Annotated in this window: 16 protein-coding genes and 1 pseudogene; 7 read left to right on the top strand and 10 right to left on the bottom strand. The window is 60.9% G+C overall.

The window, feature by feature from the left end; translation table 11 throughout:
* Positions 1-3: 3 nt before the first annotated feature.
* Both IB264_RS18695 and IB264_RS18690 read left to right on the top strand, forming a co-directional pair.
* Positions 4-1,326 carry a histidine kinase dimerization/phospho-acceptor domain-containing protein gene (locus tag IB264_RS18695; protein ID WP_084814249.1) on the top strand — a complete coding sequence of 441 codons (1,323 nt, stop codon included), beginning with the start codon at positions 4-6 and terminating at the stop codon, positions 1,324-1,326.
* Positions 1,327-1,385: 59 nt separating this feature from the next.
* On the top strand, positions 1,386-2,060 hold the full coding sequence (locus IB264_RS18690) for a phosphatase PAP2 family protein (protein ID WP_051509367.1): 675 nt from the start codon (positions 1,386-1,388) through the stop codon (positions 2,058-2,060).
* Positions 2,061-2,158: 98 nt separating this feature from the next.
* Here the strand turns inward: IB264_RS18690 and IB264_RS18685 are convergent, their stop codons facing one another.
* The 3 genes from IB264_RS18685 to IB264_RS18675 all read right to left on the bottom strand — a co-directional run bounded on the left by IB264_RS18685 (position 2,159) and on the right by IB264_RS18675 (position 4,366).
* Positions 2,159-2,725 (bottom strand): tyrosine-protein phosphatase, encoded by a 567-nt coding sequence (locus IB264_RS18685; protein ID WP_057220050.1) that lies wholly within the window; start codon positions 2,723-2,725, stop codon positions 2,159-2,161.
* Positions 2,726-2,789: 64 nt separating this feature from the next.
* Positions 2,790-2,942, bottom strand: a complete 153-nt coding sequence (locus tag IB264_RS18680; RefSeq protein WP_158071659.1) for a hypothetical protein — start codon at positions 2,940-2,942, stop codon at positions 2,790-2,792.
* A gap of 8 nt (positions 2,943-2,950) precedes the next feature.
* Entirely contained in the window at positions 2,951-4,366 is a 1,416-nt protein-coding gene (locus IB264_RS18675; protein WP_057216984.1) for an aldehyde dehydrogenase family protein, read from the bottom strand.
* A 92-nt stretch (positions 4,367-4,458) separates the two neighbouring features.
* Here IB264_RS18675 and IB264_RS18670 point away from each other — a divergent pair, with 92 nt between their 5' ends.
* The 5 genes from IB264_RS18670 to IB264_RS18650 all read left to right on the top strand — a co-directional run bounded on the left by IB264_RS18670 (position 4,459) and on the right by IB264_RS18650 (position 10,053).
* Entirely contained in the window at positions 4,459-5,352 is an 894-nt protein-coding gene (locus tag IB264_RS18670) for a LysR family transcriptional regulator (protein WP_192433902.1), read from the top strand.
* Positions 5,353-5,544: 192 nt separating this feature from the next.
* The gene (locus IB264_RS18665) at positions 5,545-6,012 is read left to right on the top strand and encodes a hypothetical protein (protein ID WP_192433900.1); all 468 of its coding nucleotides are present in this window, start codon (positions 5,545-5,547) and stop codon (positions 6,010-6,012) included.
* 91 nt (positions 6,013-6,103) lie between these two features.
* Positions 6,104-7,591 (top strand): nucleobase:cation symporter-2 family protein, encoded by a 1,488-nt coding sequence (locus IB264_RS18660; RefSeq protein ID WP_192433928.1) that lies wholly within the window; start codon positions 6,104-6,106, stop codon positions 7,589-7,591.
* An 83-nt stretch (positions 7,592-7,674) separates the two neighbouring features.
* Positions 7,675-8,280, top strand: a complete 606-nt coding sequence (locus tag IB264_RS18655) for a nucleoside deaminase (protein WP_025430241.1) — start codon at positions 7,675-7,677, stop codon at positions 8,278-8,280.
* Between the two features lie 441 nt (positions 8,281-8,721).
* The gene (locus tag IB264_RS18650; RefSeq protein WP_244494691.1) at positions 8,722-10,053 is read left to right on the top strand and encodes a DUF2778 domain-containing protein; all 1,332 of its coding nucleotides are present in this window, start codon (positions 8,722-8,724) and stop codon (positions 10,051-10,053) included.
* Positions 10,054-10,296: 243 nt separating this feature from the next.
* On the opposite strand, the gene IB264_RS18645 is transcribed toward IB264_RS18650, so the two are convergent.
* The 7 genes and pseudogenes from IB264_RS18645 to IB264_RS18620 all read right to left on the bottom strand — a co-directional run bounded on the left by IB264_RS18645 (position 10,297) and on the right by IB264_RS18620 (position 19,151).
* The gene (locus tag IB264_RS18645; RefSeq protein ID WP_244494263.1) at positions 10,297-12,429 is read right to left on the bottom strand and encodes an adenylate/guanylate cyclase domain-containing protein; all 2,133 of its coding nucleotides are present in this window, start codon (positions 12,427-12,429) and stop codon (positions 10,297-10,299) included.
* Between the two features lie 268 nt (positions 12,430-12,697).
* Positions 12,698-12,841 (bottom strand): annotated as a pseudogene (locus tag IB264_RS34675) (transcriptional regulator); the annotation flags it as partial.
* 44 nt (positions 12,842-12,885) lie between these two features.
* Positions 12,886-13,650 carry a 2-dehydro-3-deoxy-D-gluconate 5-dehydrogenase KduD gene (kduD, locus tag IB264_RS18640; RefSeq protein WP_084814007.1) on the bottom strand — a complete coding sequence of 255 codons (765 nt, stop codon included), beginning with the start codon at positions 13,648-13,650 and terminating at the stop codon, positions 12,886-12,888.
* Positions 13,647-14,486: a 5-dehydro-4-deoxy-D-glucuronate isomerase gene (kduI, locus tag IB264_RS18635; RefSeq protein ID WP_084814008.1), complete on the bottom strand. Its 840-nt coding sequence runs from the start codon at positions 14,484-14,486 to the stop codon at positions 13,647-13,649. The genes kduD and kduI overlap by 4 nt, the downstream gene beginning before the upstream one ends.
* A 46-nt stretch (positions 14,487-14,532) precedes the next feature.
* Positions 14,533-16,407 carry a DUF2264 domain-containing protein gene (locus tag IB264_RS18630; RefSeq protein WP_192433898.1) on the bottom strand — a complete coding sequence of 625 codons (1,875 nt, stop codon included), beginning with the start codon at positions 16,405-16,407 and terminating at the stop codon, positions 14,533-14,535.
* 59 nt (positions 16,408-16,466) lie between these two features.
* Positions 16,467-17,753: an ABC transporter substrate-binding protein gene (locus IB264_RS18625; protein WP_084814009.1), complete on the bottom strand. Its 1,287-nt coding sequence runs from the start codon at positions 17,751-17,753 to the stop codon at positions 16,467-16,469.
* A gap of 111 nt (positions 17,754-17,864) precedes the next feature.
* Positions 17,865-19,151, bottom strand: coding sequence for an ABC transporter substrate-binding protein (locus IB264_RS18620; RefSeq protein ID WP_057207190.1), 1,287 nt, complete (start codon positions 19,149-19,151; stop codon positions 17,865-17,867).
* Positions 19,152-19,179 lie beyond the last annotated feature (28 nt).

Raw genomic sequence — 19,179 nt, 5'->3', positions numbered from 1 at the left:
ACCATGTTCCAGAAACCAAGCATGACCCGCAAGCTCGTCGTCGCGATCACAAGTGTCGTCGCGGTTTTCTGGCTCGTCGCCATGGGATTTGGCATCCTCATCATGCAGGACGAGTTTTCCGAGATTTTCGATAGCGGCATTCAGGAAACCGCCGAACGCCTGCTTCCGATCGTCATCGACGATCTGGCCGGGCGGGATGCGGGCGATGCGCTACGACGCCCGGCAGAAAAAGCAGCCAGCAACCGCGAATATCTTGTCTACCAGGTTCGCGGTCGGGACGGGCAGATCCTGTTGAAATCGAGGGATGCGCCTGCCGAGCCCTTCCCGGCCCCCCTCGAGGTCGGCTTCTCGCAGAACGATACGCACCGGATATACACGGCCGGGACCGCGGACGGCTCATTCTACATCCAAGTGGCGGACTCCCTCGACAATAGGCGCGAGGCTGCAATCGAGGGGGGAATGGCGCTCTTTTTCCCGATCCTGGCACTCATTCCCGCCAGCATCATTGCCATCATCCTCGTCGTCCGTATGACCCTGTCTCCAATTGAAGGGCTGCGCGACGATATCGGCACCAAGGATGGTGGCAACATGGTCCCGGTGGATGAAGCCGGGCTCCCGGTCGAGCTTCGCCCGATCGCCCGCTCCGTCAACTTGCTGCTGGATCGGCTGCGCGCCGCACTCGAATCCGAGCGGGAATTCACCGCCAACAGCGCACACGAGTTGCGCACACCGATTGCCGGCGCGCTGGCGCAGACCCAACGGCTGCTCGCGGAGGTGCCGCCTTCGCTTTCTGCCCGTGTCGGACAGATCGAACGATCGCTTCAACATCTGGGGCGGCTGGCGGAAAAACTGCTGCAGATGTCGCGCGCTGAAGCAGGCATCGGCGTGTCGGACGAAAAAACGGACCTCTTCCCGGTCCTGCAGGTTGTCATCGAAGACATCGGGCGATCTGCGTTGGGCGCGGGGCGCATCGTGCTTCATGCGCCAGATGAGGCGCGCCTCGAGCGGCAAATCCGCCCGGATGCCTTCGCGATCGTCGTGCGCAACCTGCTTGAGAATGCACTGGTCCACAGCCCGTCGGGCAGTGTCGTCGATGTCTATTTCGGCACTGATGGCATCCGCGTCGTCAATGAAAGCGCCGTCCTCGATCAACCGACATTGGCGGGCCTGACGAGACGGTTCACGCGCGGACCAACGCAAGCGGCCGGCTCTGGACTTGGGCTGTCGATCGTCAAGCGCTTCGTCGAGCAGATGAACGGCAGCCTGGCACTCCAATCTCCTGCGACCGGGAGGTTGGGCGGCTTCGAGGCCGCCGTGCGCCTTTAACCCAGCGGGAGCCCGCCTTGTCCAAGATCGCCGCGCTAACCGAACGGTTTTACAGACGCATGAGGGCGTATGGGCCGCTAGGCATCGCCGCCTTTGCACTGGCATCCGGAGGCGCCTTTGTCTTCATTAGGCTGACGAGCGAGGTGGTCGAGGGAGAAACGCGCGCGTTCGATGAGGCGATCCTGCGCGCGCTGCGCCAGCCCGGCAACCTCTCCGCTCCCATCGGGCCCGGATGGTTGACGCATGTGGTCACCGACATCACCAGCCTCGGTGGCACCACCGTACTGACCCTCGTCACTATCGTTACAGTCGGCTATCTGGTTCTCGCATCGCGTCGCGCCACCGGTATGTTCGTACTGCTCTCGGTTCTGGGTGGATGGTTGCTGAGCACGCTTCTGAAAATCGGGGTTGCGAGACCTCGACCCGACATCGTGCCCCACCTGGTCGATGTGCATGATCTCAGCTTTCCAAGCGGGCATGCGATGCTGTCTGCGGTTACCTATCTGACGTTGGGCCTGCTTCTCTCGCGGGTCCAATCGAACCGCGCCACGCGTCTCTACGTCATCGCCGTGGCCCTGGCGCTGACTTTGATGGTCGGATTGAGCCGGATATACCTCGGCGTTCACTATCCGACAGATGTATTTGGCGGTTGGTGTGCGGGTGCGACATGGGCAACGATCTGCTGGATGATCGCCAGGCGTTATCTGCCCCGCCCCGAGGAGAGTGCCGGTTAGAGCGCTTCCGATTTACGCGGTGTGAAAGAAATGCTCCATCTCTTTGTTTCCAAACATTTCCTCACGGAACGTCGCTTGGCACTTTTCCTGGAAATGCCCTAACCGGCGAGGCCGAAGACCTTCTCCAACATCTCCCAGTTCTCATCCATTGCGTAGCTGGGGGAAAGGTAGGGGATCCCGATGTGCCCGAAGCGTATCGACAGCTGTTTTTCGGCGGTCTCTTCGTCGGCCTTGGCGATTTGCTGGAGATAGATGACCGAAGCAAGCCCCGTGCGGTCGGCGCCTGACCGGCAGTGAATGAGGGCCGGTTTGGGAACATCGCGCAGCAGCAATACGAGGTTCAAGGATTGATCGAGTGTCATCTCGTGGCTCGCGGACATCCCGAAGTCCACATGTTTCAGACCGAGCGCTGCGGCAGTTGCGACCTCATCGCGATACCAAGCCGCGCCGTTGTCGACACCACGAAGATTGACGATCGACCTAATGCCAAATCGCTTGGCGTAGTCGGCGATCTGCGCCGACGTCGGCTGGTTCGAACGGTAGAGCTCGCCCGGAACAACCTCGTGGAAGTTCCCGGAAAGCTGGATACCGCCGAGGTACCCTCCGATGATCAATGCGGCCGCGAGTGTCGCCCACAGGATTGGTCTTATGGATCCAAATTTCATCCAACCTGCTCCTTTTCGAGCACCATGGATGCAACCGCTGACATGAAGCTGAACGCCAATGTTGTCAATGTTCGCCTGCTGCGGCTGACCATTGGAAGCTGGAGACGGCGTCATCGCCGCTTGCGAAGAAATCCGTTCCGGCGTCTTCCGAAAGATCGCCGTCCAGCAGGACGATCAGGGGTCTCTCGAGGTCGAGACAAACCTCGAGAGACGCCATCGATTGCCTCAGCCAAGGATCGCCTTGGGCTCAAGATGAGCCTCCAGGCCCACGACGCCGCGTTCGCGGCCAATTCCCGACTGTTTGAACCCACCGAAGGGTGCCAGGGGCTCGTGGGGTGCTCCGTTGATGACGACTCGCCCGGCCTCCAGGCGCGCGGCAACCCGTCGCGCCCTCACGGGATCTGACGACAGGACATAGGATTGCAAGCCGTAGGTCGTGTCGTTGGCGATGGCGATAGCGTCTTCCTCCGTGGCGTAGCCGATCACGCTCAGCACAGGTCCGAAGATTTCCTCGCGCGCGATCCGCATGTCGTTGGTGACGTTGGCAAAGACGGTCGGCTGCACGAACCAGCCGCGCTCAAGGCCTTCAGGTCGGCCCTCGCCGCCGACCAGCAGCGTCGCGCCTTCCTCCTGTCCAAGCTTCAGATAGGATTGCACCCGGTCCCACTGCTTCCGGCTGACCATTGGGCCAACGGACACTTCGGGGTTGGTCGGATCGCCGGCGCGGACCGCCTCGACCTCGGCCTTCAGCCTCGCCAGGGTCTCTGCCATTCTGCGTTCCGGGACGAGAACCCGCGTCCCCGCTACGCAAGCCTGGCCGCTGTTCATGAAACCGGACGCCACCACCACTGGGATCGCCTCATCGAGATCGGCATCGTCCAAAATGATTTGCGGCCCCTTGCCACCGAGCTCCAGCGTCACGCGTTTCATCGTCTCTGCGGCCGACCGCAGGATCGACCGTCCAACTGCTGTCGAACCGGTGAACGTCACCTTGGCGACGTCGGGGTGAGAGGCGAACTCCGCACCGACGACATCACCCCGTCCGGTGACGATGTTGAACAGACCTGCAGGAGCACCCGCCTCATGCAGCGCCTCGGTGACGATCCGGGTCTGGATTGCGCTCATTTCGCTGGGTTTGATCACGATGGTGCAGCCGGCGGCGATAGCCATCGCCATCTTGCCGCAGATGAAGGAGGCATTGCTGTTCCAGGGCGTGATGGCGGCGACGACGCCCAAGGGCATCATGCGCACGTCCGCACGGCCGATGGTCTGGTTGAAATCATAAGCCTCAAGCGTTTCCGCCGCCTCCAGAAAGGCAGTGGCCGCCATGTTCACCATCCAACCGGCGCGGCTCTTCGGCGCGCCGTATTCCTCGACGATAGCGTCGAGCTGATCGTCGAACCGGGCGGCGACCACGTCATGGAAACGGCGCAACAGGACGATCCGCTCCTCCTTGCTGGTCTGCGACCACGCCGGCAGCGCGCGTTTCGCAGCAGCAATTGCGGCGCGGGCGTCCTCGACGTCGCCCAGGCGCACCGCGCCGATCGCTTGTTCGGTAGTCGGGTTGAAAAGCTGGAACCGCTCAGTCCCGTGCGGCGTGACGAAGGCGCCATCGATGTAGATTTCGTTGATATCGCGCATAGTCGTTCTCCTGTTGAAACCAGGATGTAGCGCCTTCCGATTGCGTGTATAAGACCGTGAAAGAGACGCAAACTGTCCCGGAAACCAGCGCAATGAATCGCAGCGGCCTGATTGAACTGGAAGCCGTGGTGGCGGTGGCCCGACGCGGTGGATTTCGCGCCGCCGCCCGCGACCTTGGCATGTCCTCCTCAGCCCTCAGTCACGCGGTCGCGGGTCTCGAGGCGCGGCTTGGCGTACGCCTGTTCGATCGCACCACCCGCAGCGTTTCCCTGTCGGCGGCGGGCGAGCAGTTCATCGCGGAGGTCGCTCCGGCCCTTTCGCAAATCCACGCCGCCATCGAGAATGTCGATCAGCACCGCGAGCGCCCTTCCGGCACGCTGCGGCTGAACACCTCGCTCGGCGCAGCGCGGATGATCCTGTCGCCGCTGATCCTCGAATATCTCCGGCGCCATCCGGAGATGAAGGTCGAGCTGGTGACCGACAATCGGCTGATCGATCTTGTGGAGGAAGGATTTGATGCCGGCTTCCGCCTTCAGGAGAGCCTGTCGGCGGACATGATCGCCGTGCCGTTCAGCCGGACGATCCGTTCCATCGTCGTCGGGTCGCCCGCCTATTTTGCGGGCCGCGAACAGCCGCGCGTGCCCGCCGACCTGCTGCGCCATGTCTGCATCCGCATGCGCATGTCCTCCGGTTCGATCTATCGCTGGGAATTCGAGAAGCGCGGCGAGACGGTGGAGATTGACGTTCCCGGCGTCCTGACGCTCGACGAAACCGCATTGATGCACGAGGCGGTTCTCGCCGGCGTCGGCCTGTTGCTGATCACGGAAGACCTGGTCGCCGAGGATCTGGCGGCGAGACGGCTGATCCAGGTGCTGGATGACTGGACCCCGGCCTATCCCGGCCTCAGCCTCTACTACCCCGGGCGCCGGCACGCGCCCGCCAAACTACGCGCCTTCATCGATCTCGTGAAGGAACGATCTCGATAAGCGATAACGTCTCCTTGGCCCCCTTGACAGTATCTGTAAAAACATTGCATCGTTAATTGAAGCGTAGGCCTGTGCCTCGCAAGAATTGCCCCGTTCAACCCACGTTGATGACGATCCGGAGTTCGCACCTCCTGGAACAGGGTCCTAGCGAAACTGGCCAATTGCCAGTTCAACTATGGAGCTGGTGGGGGCATGGAAACCGAACTTCCCTTTGGTAATATTTTTTGCTTTCAGCATGATTGGAAGACCTCAACCGCTGGTCGGTTAGTCTATGGCTTTCATTGCGTTATCTGCCGCAATACGCGCCAGTCTGACGCCCGTCGCAAGTCCCCTGCCAAGAGCGACGTGGTCGCATCAGAGCTGGTCGACGTCCACTCGAAGCGTTTCACAGTCATTGCTCGGTCCCAGGGTATCCATAAAATTATCGGCAGCCTCGATTTCGTTCGCGGAATCAGGATCCGTTCGATCGAGGGTGGCGAAACTGCCTTGCCGCTCGGTCTCTTCGATGATCCGGTTCACCTCTTAGAGCGCGCAGCGCCGCCGGGCACCGCTCCTGAAAATCGGTTTGGGCACCCTGCCCCTGTTGCACGACGACACGTCTCTCGTGCGCGTTCCAGCAACGTCGACGATAAGCGGCAACGATCTCTCATTCAGGCATGAGCCCATGCTCGGCATAGGCCTGTGCCCCGATGGCTATGCCGACGTGTCTGACCGAAATGGGGTTCAACTCAAAACGCAACTCAGCAAAGGTATGGAGGAGTTTACCTTGGCAATTATAAAAGAGGGAAGTGCATCAAGCAGGCGCCCGGAAGACGAAAAACTCAGCATCGGCGCCAATATCGCATATGGATTACAGCACGTTCTGACGATGTACGGCGGCATAGTCGCCGTACCCCTTATTGTCGGACAGGCGGCGGGGCTTAGCCCAAGTGACATCGGCCTCCTGGTGACGGCGTCGCTTTTTGCCGGTGGTCTGGCCACCATCCTGCAAACATTGGGATTGCCATTCTTCGGGAGCCGTCTGCCGCTTGTGCAGGGCGTTTCGTTCTCGGGGGTTGCAACAATGGTGGCGATTTCCGGCAATGGGGGAATACCGTCTATTCTCGGCGCCGTCATCGCGGCGTCGTTGATCGGGCTATTGATTACGCCCGTATTCTCACGGATTACCCGTTTCTTCCCACCCCTAGTCACCGGTATCGTCATCACCACCATTGGACTGACGCTGATGCCGGTCGCCGCGTTCTGGGCAATGGGCGGCAACAACAGTTCTCCCGATTTCGGAAGCCCGGCAAATATCCAGCTGGCCGCCACTCCGCTCGCCATCGTTCTCCTGCTCAGCAAACTTGGAAGCGCATCGGTTTCAAGGCTCTCCATCCTGCTTGCGCTCGTGATCGGAACGGGCATCGCCTATGCCGTTGGCATGACCGACTTTTCACAAGTCGGAAATGGCCCCCTCTTCGCCCTGCCGACAATATTCCATTTCGGCTATCCCACCTTCGAGATCGCCGCCATCGTCTCGATGCTGATCGTCATCATCGTGACGCTCGTGGAGACATCAGCCGACATTCTCGCCGTTGGCGAGATCGTCGAAACGAAGGTTGATTCTCACCGCCTGGGCGATGGGCTTCGGGCCGACATGCTGTCGAGTATTCTCGCGCCGATCTTCGGTTCGTTCACACAGAGTGCCTTTGCCCAGAACGTCGGGCTTGTCGCCGTAACCGGCGTGAAGAGCCGCTATGTGGTGGCGACCGGCGGTCTTTTTCTCGTCGTCCTCGGCCTTCTACCGGTCATGGGACGCGTTGTTGCAGCGGTGCCAAGTTCCGTTCTCGGTGGTGCCGGCATCGTCCTTTTCGGTACGGTCGCGGCAAGTGGCATACGCACGCTCTCCAAGGTCGACTACCACAACAACATGAACTTGATCATCGTCGCGACGTCGATCGGTTTCGGCATGATCCCCATCGCGTCGCCGGGATTCTACGAGCACTTCCCGGCATGGGTTGCGACGATCTTTCATTCCGGCATCAGTTCCGCTGCTTTGATGGCGATCGTCCTCAACCTGCTGTTCAATCATTTCAAAGCAGGAAATGCCGATCAGCAGTCAGTGTTCGTGGCCGGCACAGAACGGACGATCCGCTACAAGGACATCGTCCGGCTTCGCGACGGCGACTACTTCCTCAACGGCAAGCTCTATGACGAAAAAGGCATCGAAATACCGATGATTCCTGAGGGCGCTCACTGAGTATTGCTTTGAAAGCACGTCCGGATCGAAGTCTAAACTTTGATCCGAACCAACCGTTTCCCGACATTTCAAGGAGATAAAGAATGTCAGAAAAAATCGAAACGACGCGTCTGCTCGACGCCCTGCTGACAGCCATGGAGGCTGGCATCATCCCCGCCACGGAGGTCGGCGTCGCGGCCGGCAACAAGATCTTCGGAGCGGCGCTGCTGCGGAAATCGGACCTTTCCACTGTGCTCGTCGAAACCAACAACGAAACCGAGAATCCGTTATGGCACGGGGAGGTTCACACCCTGAAGCGCTTCTATGAGATGACCGGATCCGAGCGGCCGGATACGACGGACCTCATTTTCCTGTCGACCCATGAGCCGTGTTCGATGTGCCTTTCGGCGATCACCTGGGCAGGCTTCGACAACTTCTTTTACTTCTTCAGCCACGAGGATTCCCGGGATGCGTTTTCCATTCCGCACGATTTGAAGATCCTGAAGGAAGTCTTCACGCTGGAGCCAGGGGGCTACAATCGGACGAATTCATTCTGGAAAGGACAGTCGATCATGGGGCTGATCGACGGAGTGCCGGAACCGCAGCATTCGCTTTTGAAGGAAAGAGCAACTGCAATCGGGCGCAAATACGACGACCTCTCCGCAGTTTATCAAGCCAGCAAAGGGGATAATGCAATCCCCCTCAACTAACGCGCCGATCCGTCCCTTTCGCGCCGGTCTCGATAGAAACCGTTGCCTACTGCATGTTTCCTTAAATCGCATTCGATTTAAGGACGAAAACATACAGCAATTCAAAGTGCTACAGCGACCTTTGCGCGTCGAATAGGACGCGCGGTGCTGTAGGCTGATTGAAGAGTACGCATCGGGTGTAGTCCTTGCTGGGGCTACACCCGGCATCCTACCCACTTCAGAAACCAGCCGCCGATCATCCGGCAAACCCATTCGACGGCCGAGAACGGACGCCTTGATGCCAGTTTTAATCTAGTGAGATTCATGGAAAGCAAAATTTAACCATACTTGTTCATTCTTTGTCGATCCGTCGTCAAAAAAGGGGACAATCCGGGAAATTGCGCAGCGGTGGTCGCTCGTCGGCCCGAGAGCGTTTGCGAGATTTACTGGCTTGAGATGCGTTTGAGTAAGGTCGTTCGTTCACAGTCTTTGCGCCGTCTGTTGCGTCCACTGCTGATCACCTGTTGCGGCATCGCCCTTGCCGGCGCGGCCGCGGGATCCGTCGTGGGTGCAGTCGCGATGGGCAGCTATTTCGGTCACGGTTCGGGCAACCTCCTGCCCAAACCACAACTCTATGCGGCGCAGCACAAAAAAGAGCGCCCGTGGGTCAAGCAGGCAAGGGTCGAACAGACGCCGAGGCTGGTCGCCGTGGCCGAGCCCGTCGTGCTCGCAAGCCTTAGCGGCGCCGAAGGGAAACTCCCCCGCAGGGCCGATATCTTTGGAGATGCCGAGACGAGTGGCAAGGCTGCACGCTTCAGTTCCGGTGCGAAGCAGGCTGCATTGACATCCGAGCAGCTCGCCAGCCACTTCAGGGCCTCTCATTCCGTCACGCCAGGCCGCGCGATCGCCAGTCTTGACGCGCCTGCGCCGGAACGGTTCGGGCCGCCGCGCGCCGTAGCAACCGACAAGCCCTTGGTCTCGTTGGCCTATGCGGGCCCCTCTCAGAGCGCAACGGACAGCGCTGTGTTTTCGGCGTTGCTGACGGTACCAATGGAGGACGACCTCGCGGCCTCGCCGGACCCGAACGCCGAAGATGAGGCCGTTGCCCTGCCAGACTACGAGGACACGCCGTCTTCGGGACCGAAGCCGCAGTTCCGTCCCGGCGGAGATCAAGCCCAAAAGCCTACCGCTGAAACAGAGAAACCCGAGACCCGGCGAGCCAAGGACGACGCAGCGCCGAAGGCCGAAGAACGCGAAACGCCAAAGCAGCAACAGCTTGCCTTTGTGCGGCCGGACAATCCGGCGGACAAAAGATCGGGCGGTGGCCTCGGCGCACTGCGCAACCTATTCGGCGGTGGTGCCCGGGCAGGAAATGGCGTCGCCGTCTACGACATCACCGCCGCGAAGGTCTATATGCCCGACGGCAGCGTGCTCGAAGCCCATTCCGGCATCGGCAAGATGGCCGACAATCCGCGTTACGTAAACGTCAAGATGACCGGACCCACCCCACCGCACACCTACAATCTCAAGATGCGCGAAACGCGCTTCCATGGGGTCGAGGCGGTCCGCATGCTGCCTGTCGACGGAAAGAACAAGCACGGCCGAGACGGTTTCCTGACCCACAGCTACCTGCTGCGCAGCGGCCGGGCGGAATCGCATGGCTGCGTCGCCTTCAAGGACTACAAGCGTTTCCTCACAGCGTTCAAAGAAGGCAAGGTCAGGCAGATCGTCGTGGTTCCGAGCGGCGGACGCGCGGCCGGCATACAGATGGCATCGAACGGAAAGAAGGGCTGACGGACAACATCCCGGCAGTCGCGGTAGTGATGGCCGCCAAGGCGTTTCGCCAACGCGACTGAGAAGGACGCGGCTTGGAGTATTCCAGCTACATCATCTCCGCGCGAAGGCCATAAAGGTCAAAGACATTCCAAATTCGCTGCCATTAGGTTGAGACGTAGACGTTCATGCCGGCGAGAAATTGCGGACGCGTTCCCGTATCGCTTCCACCTGATCGACAGGCCGGATATGGCCGGTCCGGCATTACAACCTCAACAGCCAGGCCTCTACCTTGCCCTTGCCCTTGACTTCGATAGGGCCGCGCGGCTCGAAGACGAAGTGGTCTTTGAGCTTTTCGTAGACAGGGCGCGTCACCTGAACCGCGTCGGGCACGCCGCCTGATTCCATCCTGCTGGCAAGGTTCACCGTATCGCCCCACAGGTCGTAGATGTACTTGCTCTTGCCGATGATGCCGGCCACGACCGGCCCGGTATTGACACCAACCCTGAGCTTCATCGAGACGTTGTTTTCCATCGCGTGCTCTCGGGTAATGTGAACCATGCGGATAGCCATGCGCACCATCCGCTCGGAGTGGTTAGCCACCGGCTCGGGCAAGCCACACACCGCCATATAGGCGTCACCAAGCGTCTTGATCTTCTCGATTCCGAGTTCATTGGCGGCGACATCGAAGCGCGTGAATAGCCCATTGAGAAACGTGACGACCTCGTGTGGCGGCATCTCCGATGACAGAGCCGTGAAGCCAACCAGATCCGCGAAGGCGACGGTCACCTCGGCGAAGCCGTCGGCGATCCCAGCCTCGCCACCGCGCAACCGGTTGGCGATCGGAGCCGGCAGCACGTTGAGGAGCAGTTCCTCGTTCTCACGATTCTTGTTCTCGATCACGACATTTTTTTCGTGCAGCGTCTCGACCATGCCGTTGAAGGCTGAGCAGAGTTGGCCCACCTCGTCGCGCGTGCGAACTGGCACACTGGCTCCATAGTCGCCGGCCGCGAAGCGCTTTACTCCGGCAGTGAGTTCACGCAGCGGTCCGAGCAGTGCGCGCGAAAGCCATGCGGCCGTCACGGCCACCGCCAACAGCGCCAATCCCCCGACGATCAGCAGCTCCTGGCGGAGCTGGGCGATCGGCGCGAAGGCCTCGGCGCTGTCAATTTTAGCGACGAGCGCCCACCTGACGCCGGGTATCTCGAGCGGGCCCCACGAGGCGAGTGTCGGCACGCCGCGGTACCCGATGATCTCGCCGGTGTTTTCGACACCGGCAAGTGCTGCCCGAGATGCTTCGGTGTCGATGCGCTGATGCATCACCGGCGTCCCGTAACGCTGAATGGCGGCGATCTCCTCGTCCGAGGCACCGACAGACTTGAGTTCGGCGAAGTACGCCTCCCGGTTCTCGTAGAATGTCCGCGGTCCAGAGCGCACCAGATAGTCGGGTCCAATTAAATATGCCTCGCCCGTGTCGCCGAACCCTTCCTGTCGCCACCGGCGACCACCAGTGACGACGTTGTCGATCTCCTCGTTCGACAGTTGCGCCACCAGCACCCCGATGACGACACCCTTATCAATCACCGGTGCTCCCATGAAGGCAATTGGCGCCCCACCGGTCGGTGCATATGGAGCGAAATCCTCGAGGCAGATGGCCGATTGCCCGGCGGGCTCTGCACAGCGAGCGACAGCGGCTGCGACGTTGGAGCGACGGTAGGGGCCGAATTGCAGGGACGTGGTGAAATCGAGTTCTTTCTGGACTGTGTAGATCAGGCGACCCGACTTGGGATCAGCAATCATGAAATCGAAGAAACCGACCATCGAGGCGGCTGCGCGCATCAATGGATGATAGGTGGCATGCAGCCTGGTGTATTCGCTGCCATCACCGGCATCATCGAGCAGCTTGCGTCGCTCCGCCGGGTTCGGATTTTCCACGATGTAGTGATACTGCAGATAGTACGGAGCGCCACCAACCGGCAGATAGTCGGACAGCTCCGGTTGCCTTCCCAGGATACTCGTCATCTGCGGGATGAAGTTCGCAGCGTACCAATCTTGGACCTTCTGCCGAAGGTCAGGCTGTACGCCTGCGCGATCGAGCTGGTCGACTGCAATCCGGAATTCGCGCGTCGCATCAACCACCATCTTGGAGGCGGCGAGCAGGCGCAGTTCCGCTGCGATGGTGCGAAAATAGGTTTCGACTTGACGCGTCTTGTTCTGACGGGCGGCCGTGAGTTGGTCGAAAACCGCTTTTTCGATGGCGTCACGGGCACGGAAGTAACCGAGTACACCGGTCACCAAGATCGCGGCGGCGCCAAGCAGGACGAGCGTCGTAAACAGCTTTGCGGCCAACCCCCAGCGCGGGGGTCGGGATATTCCGGTCATATCTGGCGAACGCATGAATCCACTCCCACCAATAACGCGAAGTGCCGGGCAAATACCGTCAATGGTGATGATCCGAACGTCGCACCTCTGCTACAGCAGACTGTTCAAGGTGGAACCGTCATCTGCTGCCTGTTGGGCAGTGCCAACCTCGGCGTATAGCAGATGCCATCTTAAGCTAGAAACCACTCGACGGCCAACGTCGTATTCGATTTAAGGATAAAAACATGCAGCAATTCAAAGTGCTACAGCGACCTTTGCGCGTCTAACAAGACGCGCGGCGTTGTAGCGAGAAGGTGTCGTCGCAGCTGTAAGTGACGTTCGTCGAAAGATTGTACTCCTCGAACTTCTCGGAGCGCTCCGTGTAAGACAGGTTCTGTCGCGAGAACGAGATGATTTTCTCACCCTCCAGATCCTCGATGCCGATCTCGCGTCACGCTCGACATAGCGACTGTCCTAACGATCGAAGTGCCATCACCGCGCGAGCCATCCTCCATCCACCGGAATGATAGCTCCAGTCACATAGGATGCATGCGGGCTTGCCAGAAACAGGACCGCGGTCGCCAGATCTTCAGGAACGCCCCATCGCCCGACGGGAATACGTTCGAGGATTTGCCTCTGTCGCTCCGGATCCGCTCGCAGGGCCGCGGTGTTGTCAGTTTCCATATAGCCGGGCGCGATCGCATTGACGGTGACACCGGATGCAGCCAACTCGTTTGCCATCAGCTTCGTCAGCCCCGCCACCGCATGCTTGGAGGCGGTATAGGCCGGAACCCGGATGCCCCCCTGGAAGGAGAGCAGCGATGCGATGTTGATGATGCGGCCGAAGCGACGCGAAACCATGCCGCGCGCAACGGCCTGGCTGAGGAAGAACAGGCTCTTCTCGTTGACGTTCGTCACCACGTCCCAATCAGCCTCGGAGTAGTCGAGCAGATCGGCACGCCTGATCGTTCCGGCATTGTTGACCAGGATATCGATTGGCCCGGTTTGCTCGTCGATCTCGCCGACGAGAGAGCGAAAATCGTTGGGTTGCGAAAGATCCGCCTGGATGCCGAGGAATCGGCGTCCGACAGCTTCGATCAACTCTCTGGTTTCCGGCATCGGCGTCGACCCGAGGCCCACGATGTCGGCCCCTGCCTTCGCAAGCGCGAGTGCCGTCGCCTGCCCCAGCCCTCCCCGGGCGCCTGTGACCAGCGCCCACTTGCCGGAAAGACTGAACAGATCCCCAATCTCGGTCATCGCAGGGTCTCCATTGCCACAAAATCCATGTCGGCGAAGGACTGGTTATCGCCTGCCATTGCCCACACGAAGGCATAGGAGCCCGTGCCGCTGCCACTGTGGATCGACCACGGGGGCGAAATGACCGCCTGCTCGTTGCGAACGATCAGGTGACGCGTCGCCTCGGGCCGCCCCATGAGATGGACGACCATACGATCTTCCGGCATGTCGAAATAGAGGTAGGCTTCCATGCGCCGATCGTGAAGGTGCGCAGGCATGGTGTTCCAGACGCTCCCCGGCTCGAACCGCGTGATGCCGAGCATGAGCTGGCAGGTCGGCAACAGGCCATCATGGACATATTTGTAGATGGTGCGCTTGTTGGCGGCCTCGCTCGTCCCGAGCGCCTGGGGAGACGCTTCATCCTGGGGGATCTTGCGGGTGGGGTGGCTGGCATGCGCGGGCGCCGAGACGCCATAGAGTTTTGGAGGCGATGCCTCGTCCACGGCGGCAAAGGACACGCCTTTCGCACCCTTGCCGATGTAGAGCGCCTCAAAAGGCGCAATGACATGATCCACGGCATCGACAGATATTCTCGCCGCGCCGCCGCCAAGGTTCACGACGGCCAGTTCCCGCCGCTCGAGAAAATCGGCAACGCCAGCGGATTTCGCGAGCTCGGCGCTGAAGGCGAGCGGTGCAGCTTCCGGCCGGATGCCGAGCAGAACCAGGCGGTCATAGTGGCTGTATGTGGCGCGGATCTCGCCGGCAACGAAGAGATCCTTGATGAGGAAATGGCGCCGCAGCCCCTCGGTGTCGAGCGTCTCGGCCTGTTCGAAATGTATAGCTTGGCGAATATCCATCAGTTCTTGTCCTCGACTTGCAAAATGGGCCGGCGTCAACCGCCGGTCAGGCACTCGTATTTCTGCTCATAAGGGTGACCGGCCGGCCCTTTGCCTTGATCAGGGCTTCAAGCGCTGGCAGGTCGGGGGCCGGCGGCAAGCGCGTCAGCGTGCTGCGCCCGGCGGCCGGATCGGCGCTCGCCAGGACGGCTGCAAAAAGCGTGCTCTTTCCGGGGGGGAGTTCGGCCGTCAACTGCGGCACCAGCGTCCTTCCGGCAATCAGGTTGGTGTTCGGCTGGGCGATATGCGCTTTGCCGGCACGGATGACCGACGAGCCGAGATCGACGATCGCCGACAGGTCGTGCGGAGTTGCAACAACAGCGTTGCCAGCTTCACCTTCCAGTGCATCGGCAAGCCGATCGCTTCGGGCGATCGCAAAGCCGCCTTCCTTGGTTAGGACCGCTCGCTCGGCCCAGACGCGATGGGTGCGGACATGGAAATCGCCATGACAGTAGAGCCAGGTTTCGACCAGGATGTCGCCATTGGGCCGCCAGCGCGCGTAGAGGACGTCATCGGCGATCAGCACTTGCTCGTTGGCCTGGCGGACATGGAACTGGAGACCGTCGCTGCTGAATCCGATCATGCCGTCCAGGACAGCGTCGGCGAAACGGTTGGGGTCACTTTCCACGCTGAAACCGTAGCGGGCGGAATAGACGAACTTGCTGTATTTCTCGGCACCGAACCGTGCCCAGGTGTTTTGCGGACCCGTTTGCTGGCCACCGCAAAGCGCGATGGCATCACCAGGAGGGTTCCTGATGATCATGCCCGTGTGCACGTGCACGGCGACGTCGGCGCGCGGTGGGCAATCCGCCTCTTCAGCGCTCCAGAAGGGGTGTTGCTCCGGTAAGGCCAGCGGCAGAAACGCCTTCAAGGCCCAATAGGGCGACTGCGGTGAGTTGTAGGTCTCGCACATCAGAAGGTTCGGGTAAGCGTAACCAACCGGCAGGATGCCGTCTCTCGACGCCATCGGCTGCTTGGCCCACCAGCGCAGATTGCGCAGATAGAAGCCCTTCAGTTGCCCCCAAGGCAGCGCCTCCTCGCCGGCAAATGCCAGAGCGCCGAAGAAACCGGCGATGGCAAAGCGATAGGTCATCGACCGGCCAAACGCCAATGCGGCGCCATCATCGGCAAACCAACGCGTCATATCGCCGGCGGCGAGACGCGCACGCTCGCGATAGGGCTGCGTGTAGGCGCGGCCGTCGAGCACGGCAAGAATGAGCCCATAGAAGTGAAAGGCGAAGGGGATGTAGTGGTCGGCACGGCGCGCGTCGCCATCGCTGTACCAGCCATCACCGAAATAGAAAGTCTCGATTTCGTCGATATAGGCCTGGTCCAAGTCCCGATCGTGATCGGCGCCGACGGAATCCAGCCCCAGGCTGATGAGCAGCCGGAAGAACTTCCAGTTGTTCTCAGAAAACCGGCAGGCATGCCCTGACTTGAGATAGGCGACGACGTTCTCGCGCTCATCTGGCTCAAGAGGAGCCCAGAGTTTGTCCGGCACGAGACGCAACGCAAAGCCGATTGCCGCGAGCTCGACGAGGCGCTGGTTGCGATCCGTCGGCTGCCCCCAATATTCCGGATGGTGCGGATCCGTGCCACACGCAAGACCGCGTGCGATCGGCTTCCAGTCGATCCAGTCGGCACCGCCGACCTGCGCCGGCACCAGCCCCCACAACAACCGCGAGAAGCCCTCGAGATCGGCTGCCGCCTGATCGAAATGCGCAGCGGTCGCGTCGAACCGCAACCGCGCGCCACCGGCCGACCGGTAGGATTCGGCCGGGTCGCAGAGCGATTTCAGCGCGCGCTCGACATCGGCCCGCGTGCGCAGTTCATTGCCCGACCACGGATGGAACAGGCTGTCGGGGTATATGCCATCTGTCATTGGCCATTCCTGTCTTGGGAGGCTTATGGTGCAGGGCCCAGGGCGAGCCGTTGGAAACGTCAGCTCCTGAGGATGCGGTTTGCCTGCGCGACCAGCTCCTCGCCGGCTGCAGCGACCGTCAGCTGGCCGAAGGCAACCTGGTCGGCGATCGGTCGGAACACGCGTTCCTCCAGCTCGGAGGCCCCGATCGGAACCTGGGGCGGAAAGGCGCCCACCCGTCCCGCTATCGAGGAAATGTAGTCCACCGATCGTTTCGAGACATCGTCGACAAGAGGCGTCACCGCCTCCCTGACATCAAGGTTGATCGGCACGCCGCGTTCCACGCCGAGAATTTTGCCGGCCGCGAGGTCGTTGATGAAGAAATCGAGGAACCGGGCTGCAAGCTCCGGCTGCCTCGAGGTGCTGGCAATCCCGAAATGCAGGCTCGCCTTGTAGAACAGGCCGGAAGGTCCCGCCGCGTCGGCGATCGGTAGCGAGGTGATCCCCAGCCTGTTCTTAGCGAGCGCCTGATAGCCGAGCAACTGGTTGGAAAAGGCGATCGCCATCACCGCGTGACCGGTTGAAAGCGGATTGGAATCGATCTGAAGCTTGTCCATTGCCTGGACCTCGGCCGACACGCAGCCGCCGTTCTTCGCCAGACTTTCCCAATAGCCGTACCAGTCGCTGGCATCGGTGGCATCGAAGCCGATCCGGCCATCTTCGCCGTACAGTCGCTTGCCGCGCTGAACGAGAAACGCCTCAAAGGCATAGCTGTAGCGCGCGCCGTTGCCGACCGCCCAGACATTCTTCCGGCCGATCGCCTTGGTGATGTCGATGCAGAGCCTGGCAAAATCGTCCCAGGTCGTCGTCGGTCCGGGCGGCGCAATGGCGGCCTCGTCGAAGGCGACACTGTCGTAAAGCAGAGCAAACGCATTCAACGACAGGGGCATGCCGACGACCTTGCCGTCGACCGCCCCGAGATCGAGGACGCCGGGCATCAACTTGTCGGTACGGATTACGCTTCCCAGGTAATCGCCGAGCGGAAGCAGGGTGTTGCGGCGGGCGTAGTCGGCAAAGCGGCTTGGCGCGAGCTGGAAAATATCGGGCGCATTGCCGCCGGCCAGCATCGTCGTCAGCTTCGACCAATAGTCGTTGCCGCCAACCTCGCCATTGATCTTCACGCCGGGATTTGCGGCCTCGAACAACCTGGCAACACCAAGCGTGCGCTCGGCGCGTGCGGGAGAACCGAACCAGAAGAGGCGCATCGTTGCGCTATCCGCCAGTGCCGAGCGCAACGGCGATTGCAAAAACGTTGCCGCGCCCCCGAACAACAACCCCAATTGCAAAAATTCGCGTCTGCCAAGCATGGTCCTCTCCCGAAAGCTTCGATTTCTGTGCGCCGCCGACCTCCTTCGGCGGCGCACTTGGGCGCATAGGCGATTTCGACAAGCGAAGCGGCCACTATCGTCGCGAGACGATCAGCCCTTGAGAATTCGGCCGCCTTCCGCAACCAACTGATCAGCCGCTTCTGCGGGCGTCACTTGGCCAAAGGCCACCTTGTCTGCCAGCGGCCGGAAGGCGCGTGTGTCGAATTCGGAGGCGCCGACCGGCACTGGCGGAGGATAGGCGCCGACCCGGCCGGCAATCGACGAGATGTAGTCGACCGTCCGTTTCGACACGTCGTCGATCAGCGGAACGACCGCGCCCTTGACGTCGGTGTTGACGGGAACGCCGCGCTCGACGCCGAGAACCTTGCCGGCAGCCATATCGTTGACGAAGAAGTCAATGAACCGGGCAGCAAGTTCCGGATTTTCGCAGGTGCTTGCAATGCCGAAATGCAGACCCGGCCGGTAGAACAGGCCGGACGGTCCTGATGGATCCGTCACCGGCAAGGTGGTGATCCCTAGCGGGTTCTTCATCGCCGACTGGTAGCCGAGAAGCTGGTTCGAAAACGCGATGGCCATAGCGGCCTTGCCGGTTGCCAGCGGGTTTGAATCGACCTGGATCTGGTCCATCGACTGAACTTCGGCCGACACGCAGCCGCCGTTCTTGGCGAGGCTCTCCCAGTAGCCATACCAGTCTTTGGCATCGTTGACATCGAAACCGATCTTGCCGTCCTCGCCGTACAATCGCTTGCCGCGCTGGTTCAAGAATGCATCAAAGGCATAGGTGTAACGTGATGCGTTGCCGACCGCCCAAACGTTCTTGCGGTCGATCGCCTTGGTCAGTTCGACACAAAGTTTGGCGAACTCGTCCCACGTGGTCGCGGCCCCCGGCGGATTGAGCCCGGCCTGCTTGAAGGCTTCCGTGTCATAGAACAATGCGAACGCGTTGAGCGACAGCGGCATGCCCGCCACCTTGCCGTCAACGGTTCCAAGCTCCAGCACACCCGGCGCGAGCTTGTCGGTTCGAATGGACTTGCCGAGGAAATCGTTGAGCGGAAGCGTGGTGTTACGGCGCGCATAGTCGGCAAATCGGCCAGGCTCGAGCTGGAAAATATCAGGGGCATTGCCGCCAACAAGCATCGTCGTCAGTTTCGACCAATAGTCGTTGCCGCCGACTTCGCCGTTGATCTTGACATCCGGATTGGCGGCTTCAAACAGCCGGGCGACGCCAAGGGTGCGCTCGGCGCGCGCAGGCGTGCCCCACCAGTAGAGCCGCATCGTGGCGCTGTCGGCAAATGCGGTCCGCAGCGGAAGCTGCGAAAATGCAGCCGCTCCGCCGAGCAGCAGGCCGTTGCGTAGAAGTTCGCGTCGATTGATCATGAATTCCTCCCTTTGGTTCCGTTTTTGC

Source organism: Ensifer sp. ENS11 (genome assembly GCF_014851895.1).
Lineage (GTDB): Bacteria > Pseudomonadota > Alphaproteobacteria > Rhizobiales > Rhizobiaceae > Ensifer > Ensifer canadensis.
Note: the sequence above shows the minus strand (reverse complement) of the source record. Positions and strands in the feature narration are given on the sequence as shown.

What these genes read in the sequence shown, in the direction of transcription:
- IB264_RS18695 (WP_084814249.1), top strand. Translation starts at nt 4, where the DNA reads ATGTTCCAGAAACCAAGCATGACCCGCAAGCTCGTCGTCGCGATCACA.
- IB264_RS18685 (WP_057220050.1), bottom strand. Translation starts at nt 2,725, where the DNA reads ATGAAATTTGGATCCATAAGACCAATCCTGTGGGCGACACTCGCGGCC.
- IB264_RS18620 (WP_057207190.1), bottom strand. Translation starts at nt 19,151, where the DNA reads ATGATCAATCGACGCGAACTTCTACGCAACGGCCTGCTGCTCGGCGGA.
- IB264_RS18670 (WP_192433902.1), top strand. Translation starts at nt 4,459, where the DNA reads ATGAATCGCAGCGGCCTGATTGAACTGGAAGCCGTGGTGGCGGTGGCC.
- IB264_RS18655 (WP_025430241.1), top strand. Translation starts at nt 7,675, where the DNA reads ATGTCAGAAAAAATCGAAACGACGCGTCTGCTCGACGCCCTGCTGACA.
- IB264_RS18645 (WP_244494263.1), bottom strand. Translation starts at nt 12,429, where the DNA reads ATGCGTTCGCCAGATATGACCGGAATATCCCGACCCCCGCGCTGGGGG.
- kduD (WP_084814007.1), bottom strand. Translation starts at nt 13,650, where the DNA reads ATGACCGAGATTGGGGATCTGTTCAGTCTTTCCGGCAAGTGGGCGCTG.
- IB264_RS18675 (WP_057216984.1), bottom strand. Translation starts at nt 4,366, where the DNA reads ATGCGCGATATCAACGAAATCTACATCGATGGCGCCTTCGTCACGCCG.
- IB264_RS18625 (WP_084814009.1), bottom strand. Translation starts at nt 17,753, where the DNA reads ATGCTTGGCAGACGCGAATTTTTGCAATTGGGGTTGTTGTTCGGGGGC.
- IB264_RS18690 (WP_051509367.1), top strand. Translation starts at nt 1,386, where the DNA reads ATGAGGGCGTATGGGCCGCTAGGCATCGCCGCCTTTGCACTGGCATCC.
- IB264_RS18660 (WP_192433928.1), top strand. Translation starts at nt 6,104, where the DNA reads ATGGAGGAGTTTACCTTGGCAATTATAAAAGAGGGAAGTGCATCAAGC.
- IB264_RS18630 (WP_192433898.1), bottom strand. Translation starts at nt 16,407, where the DNA reads ATGACAGATGGCATATACCCCGACAGCCTGTTCCATCCGTGGTCGGGC.
- IB264_RS18680 (WP_158071659.1), bottom strand. Translation starts at nt 2,942, where the DNA reads ATGGCGTCTCTCGAGGTTTGTCTCGACCTCGAGAGACCCCTGATCGTC.
- IB264_RS18665 (WP_192433900.1), top strand. Translation starts at nt 5,545, where the DNA reads ATGGAAACCGAACTTCCCTTTGGTAATATTTTTTGCTTTCAGCATGAT.
- kduI (WP_084814008.1), bottom strand. Translation starts at nt 14,486, where the DNA reads ATGGATATTCGCCAAGCTATACATTTCGAACAGGCCGAGACGCTCGAC.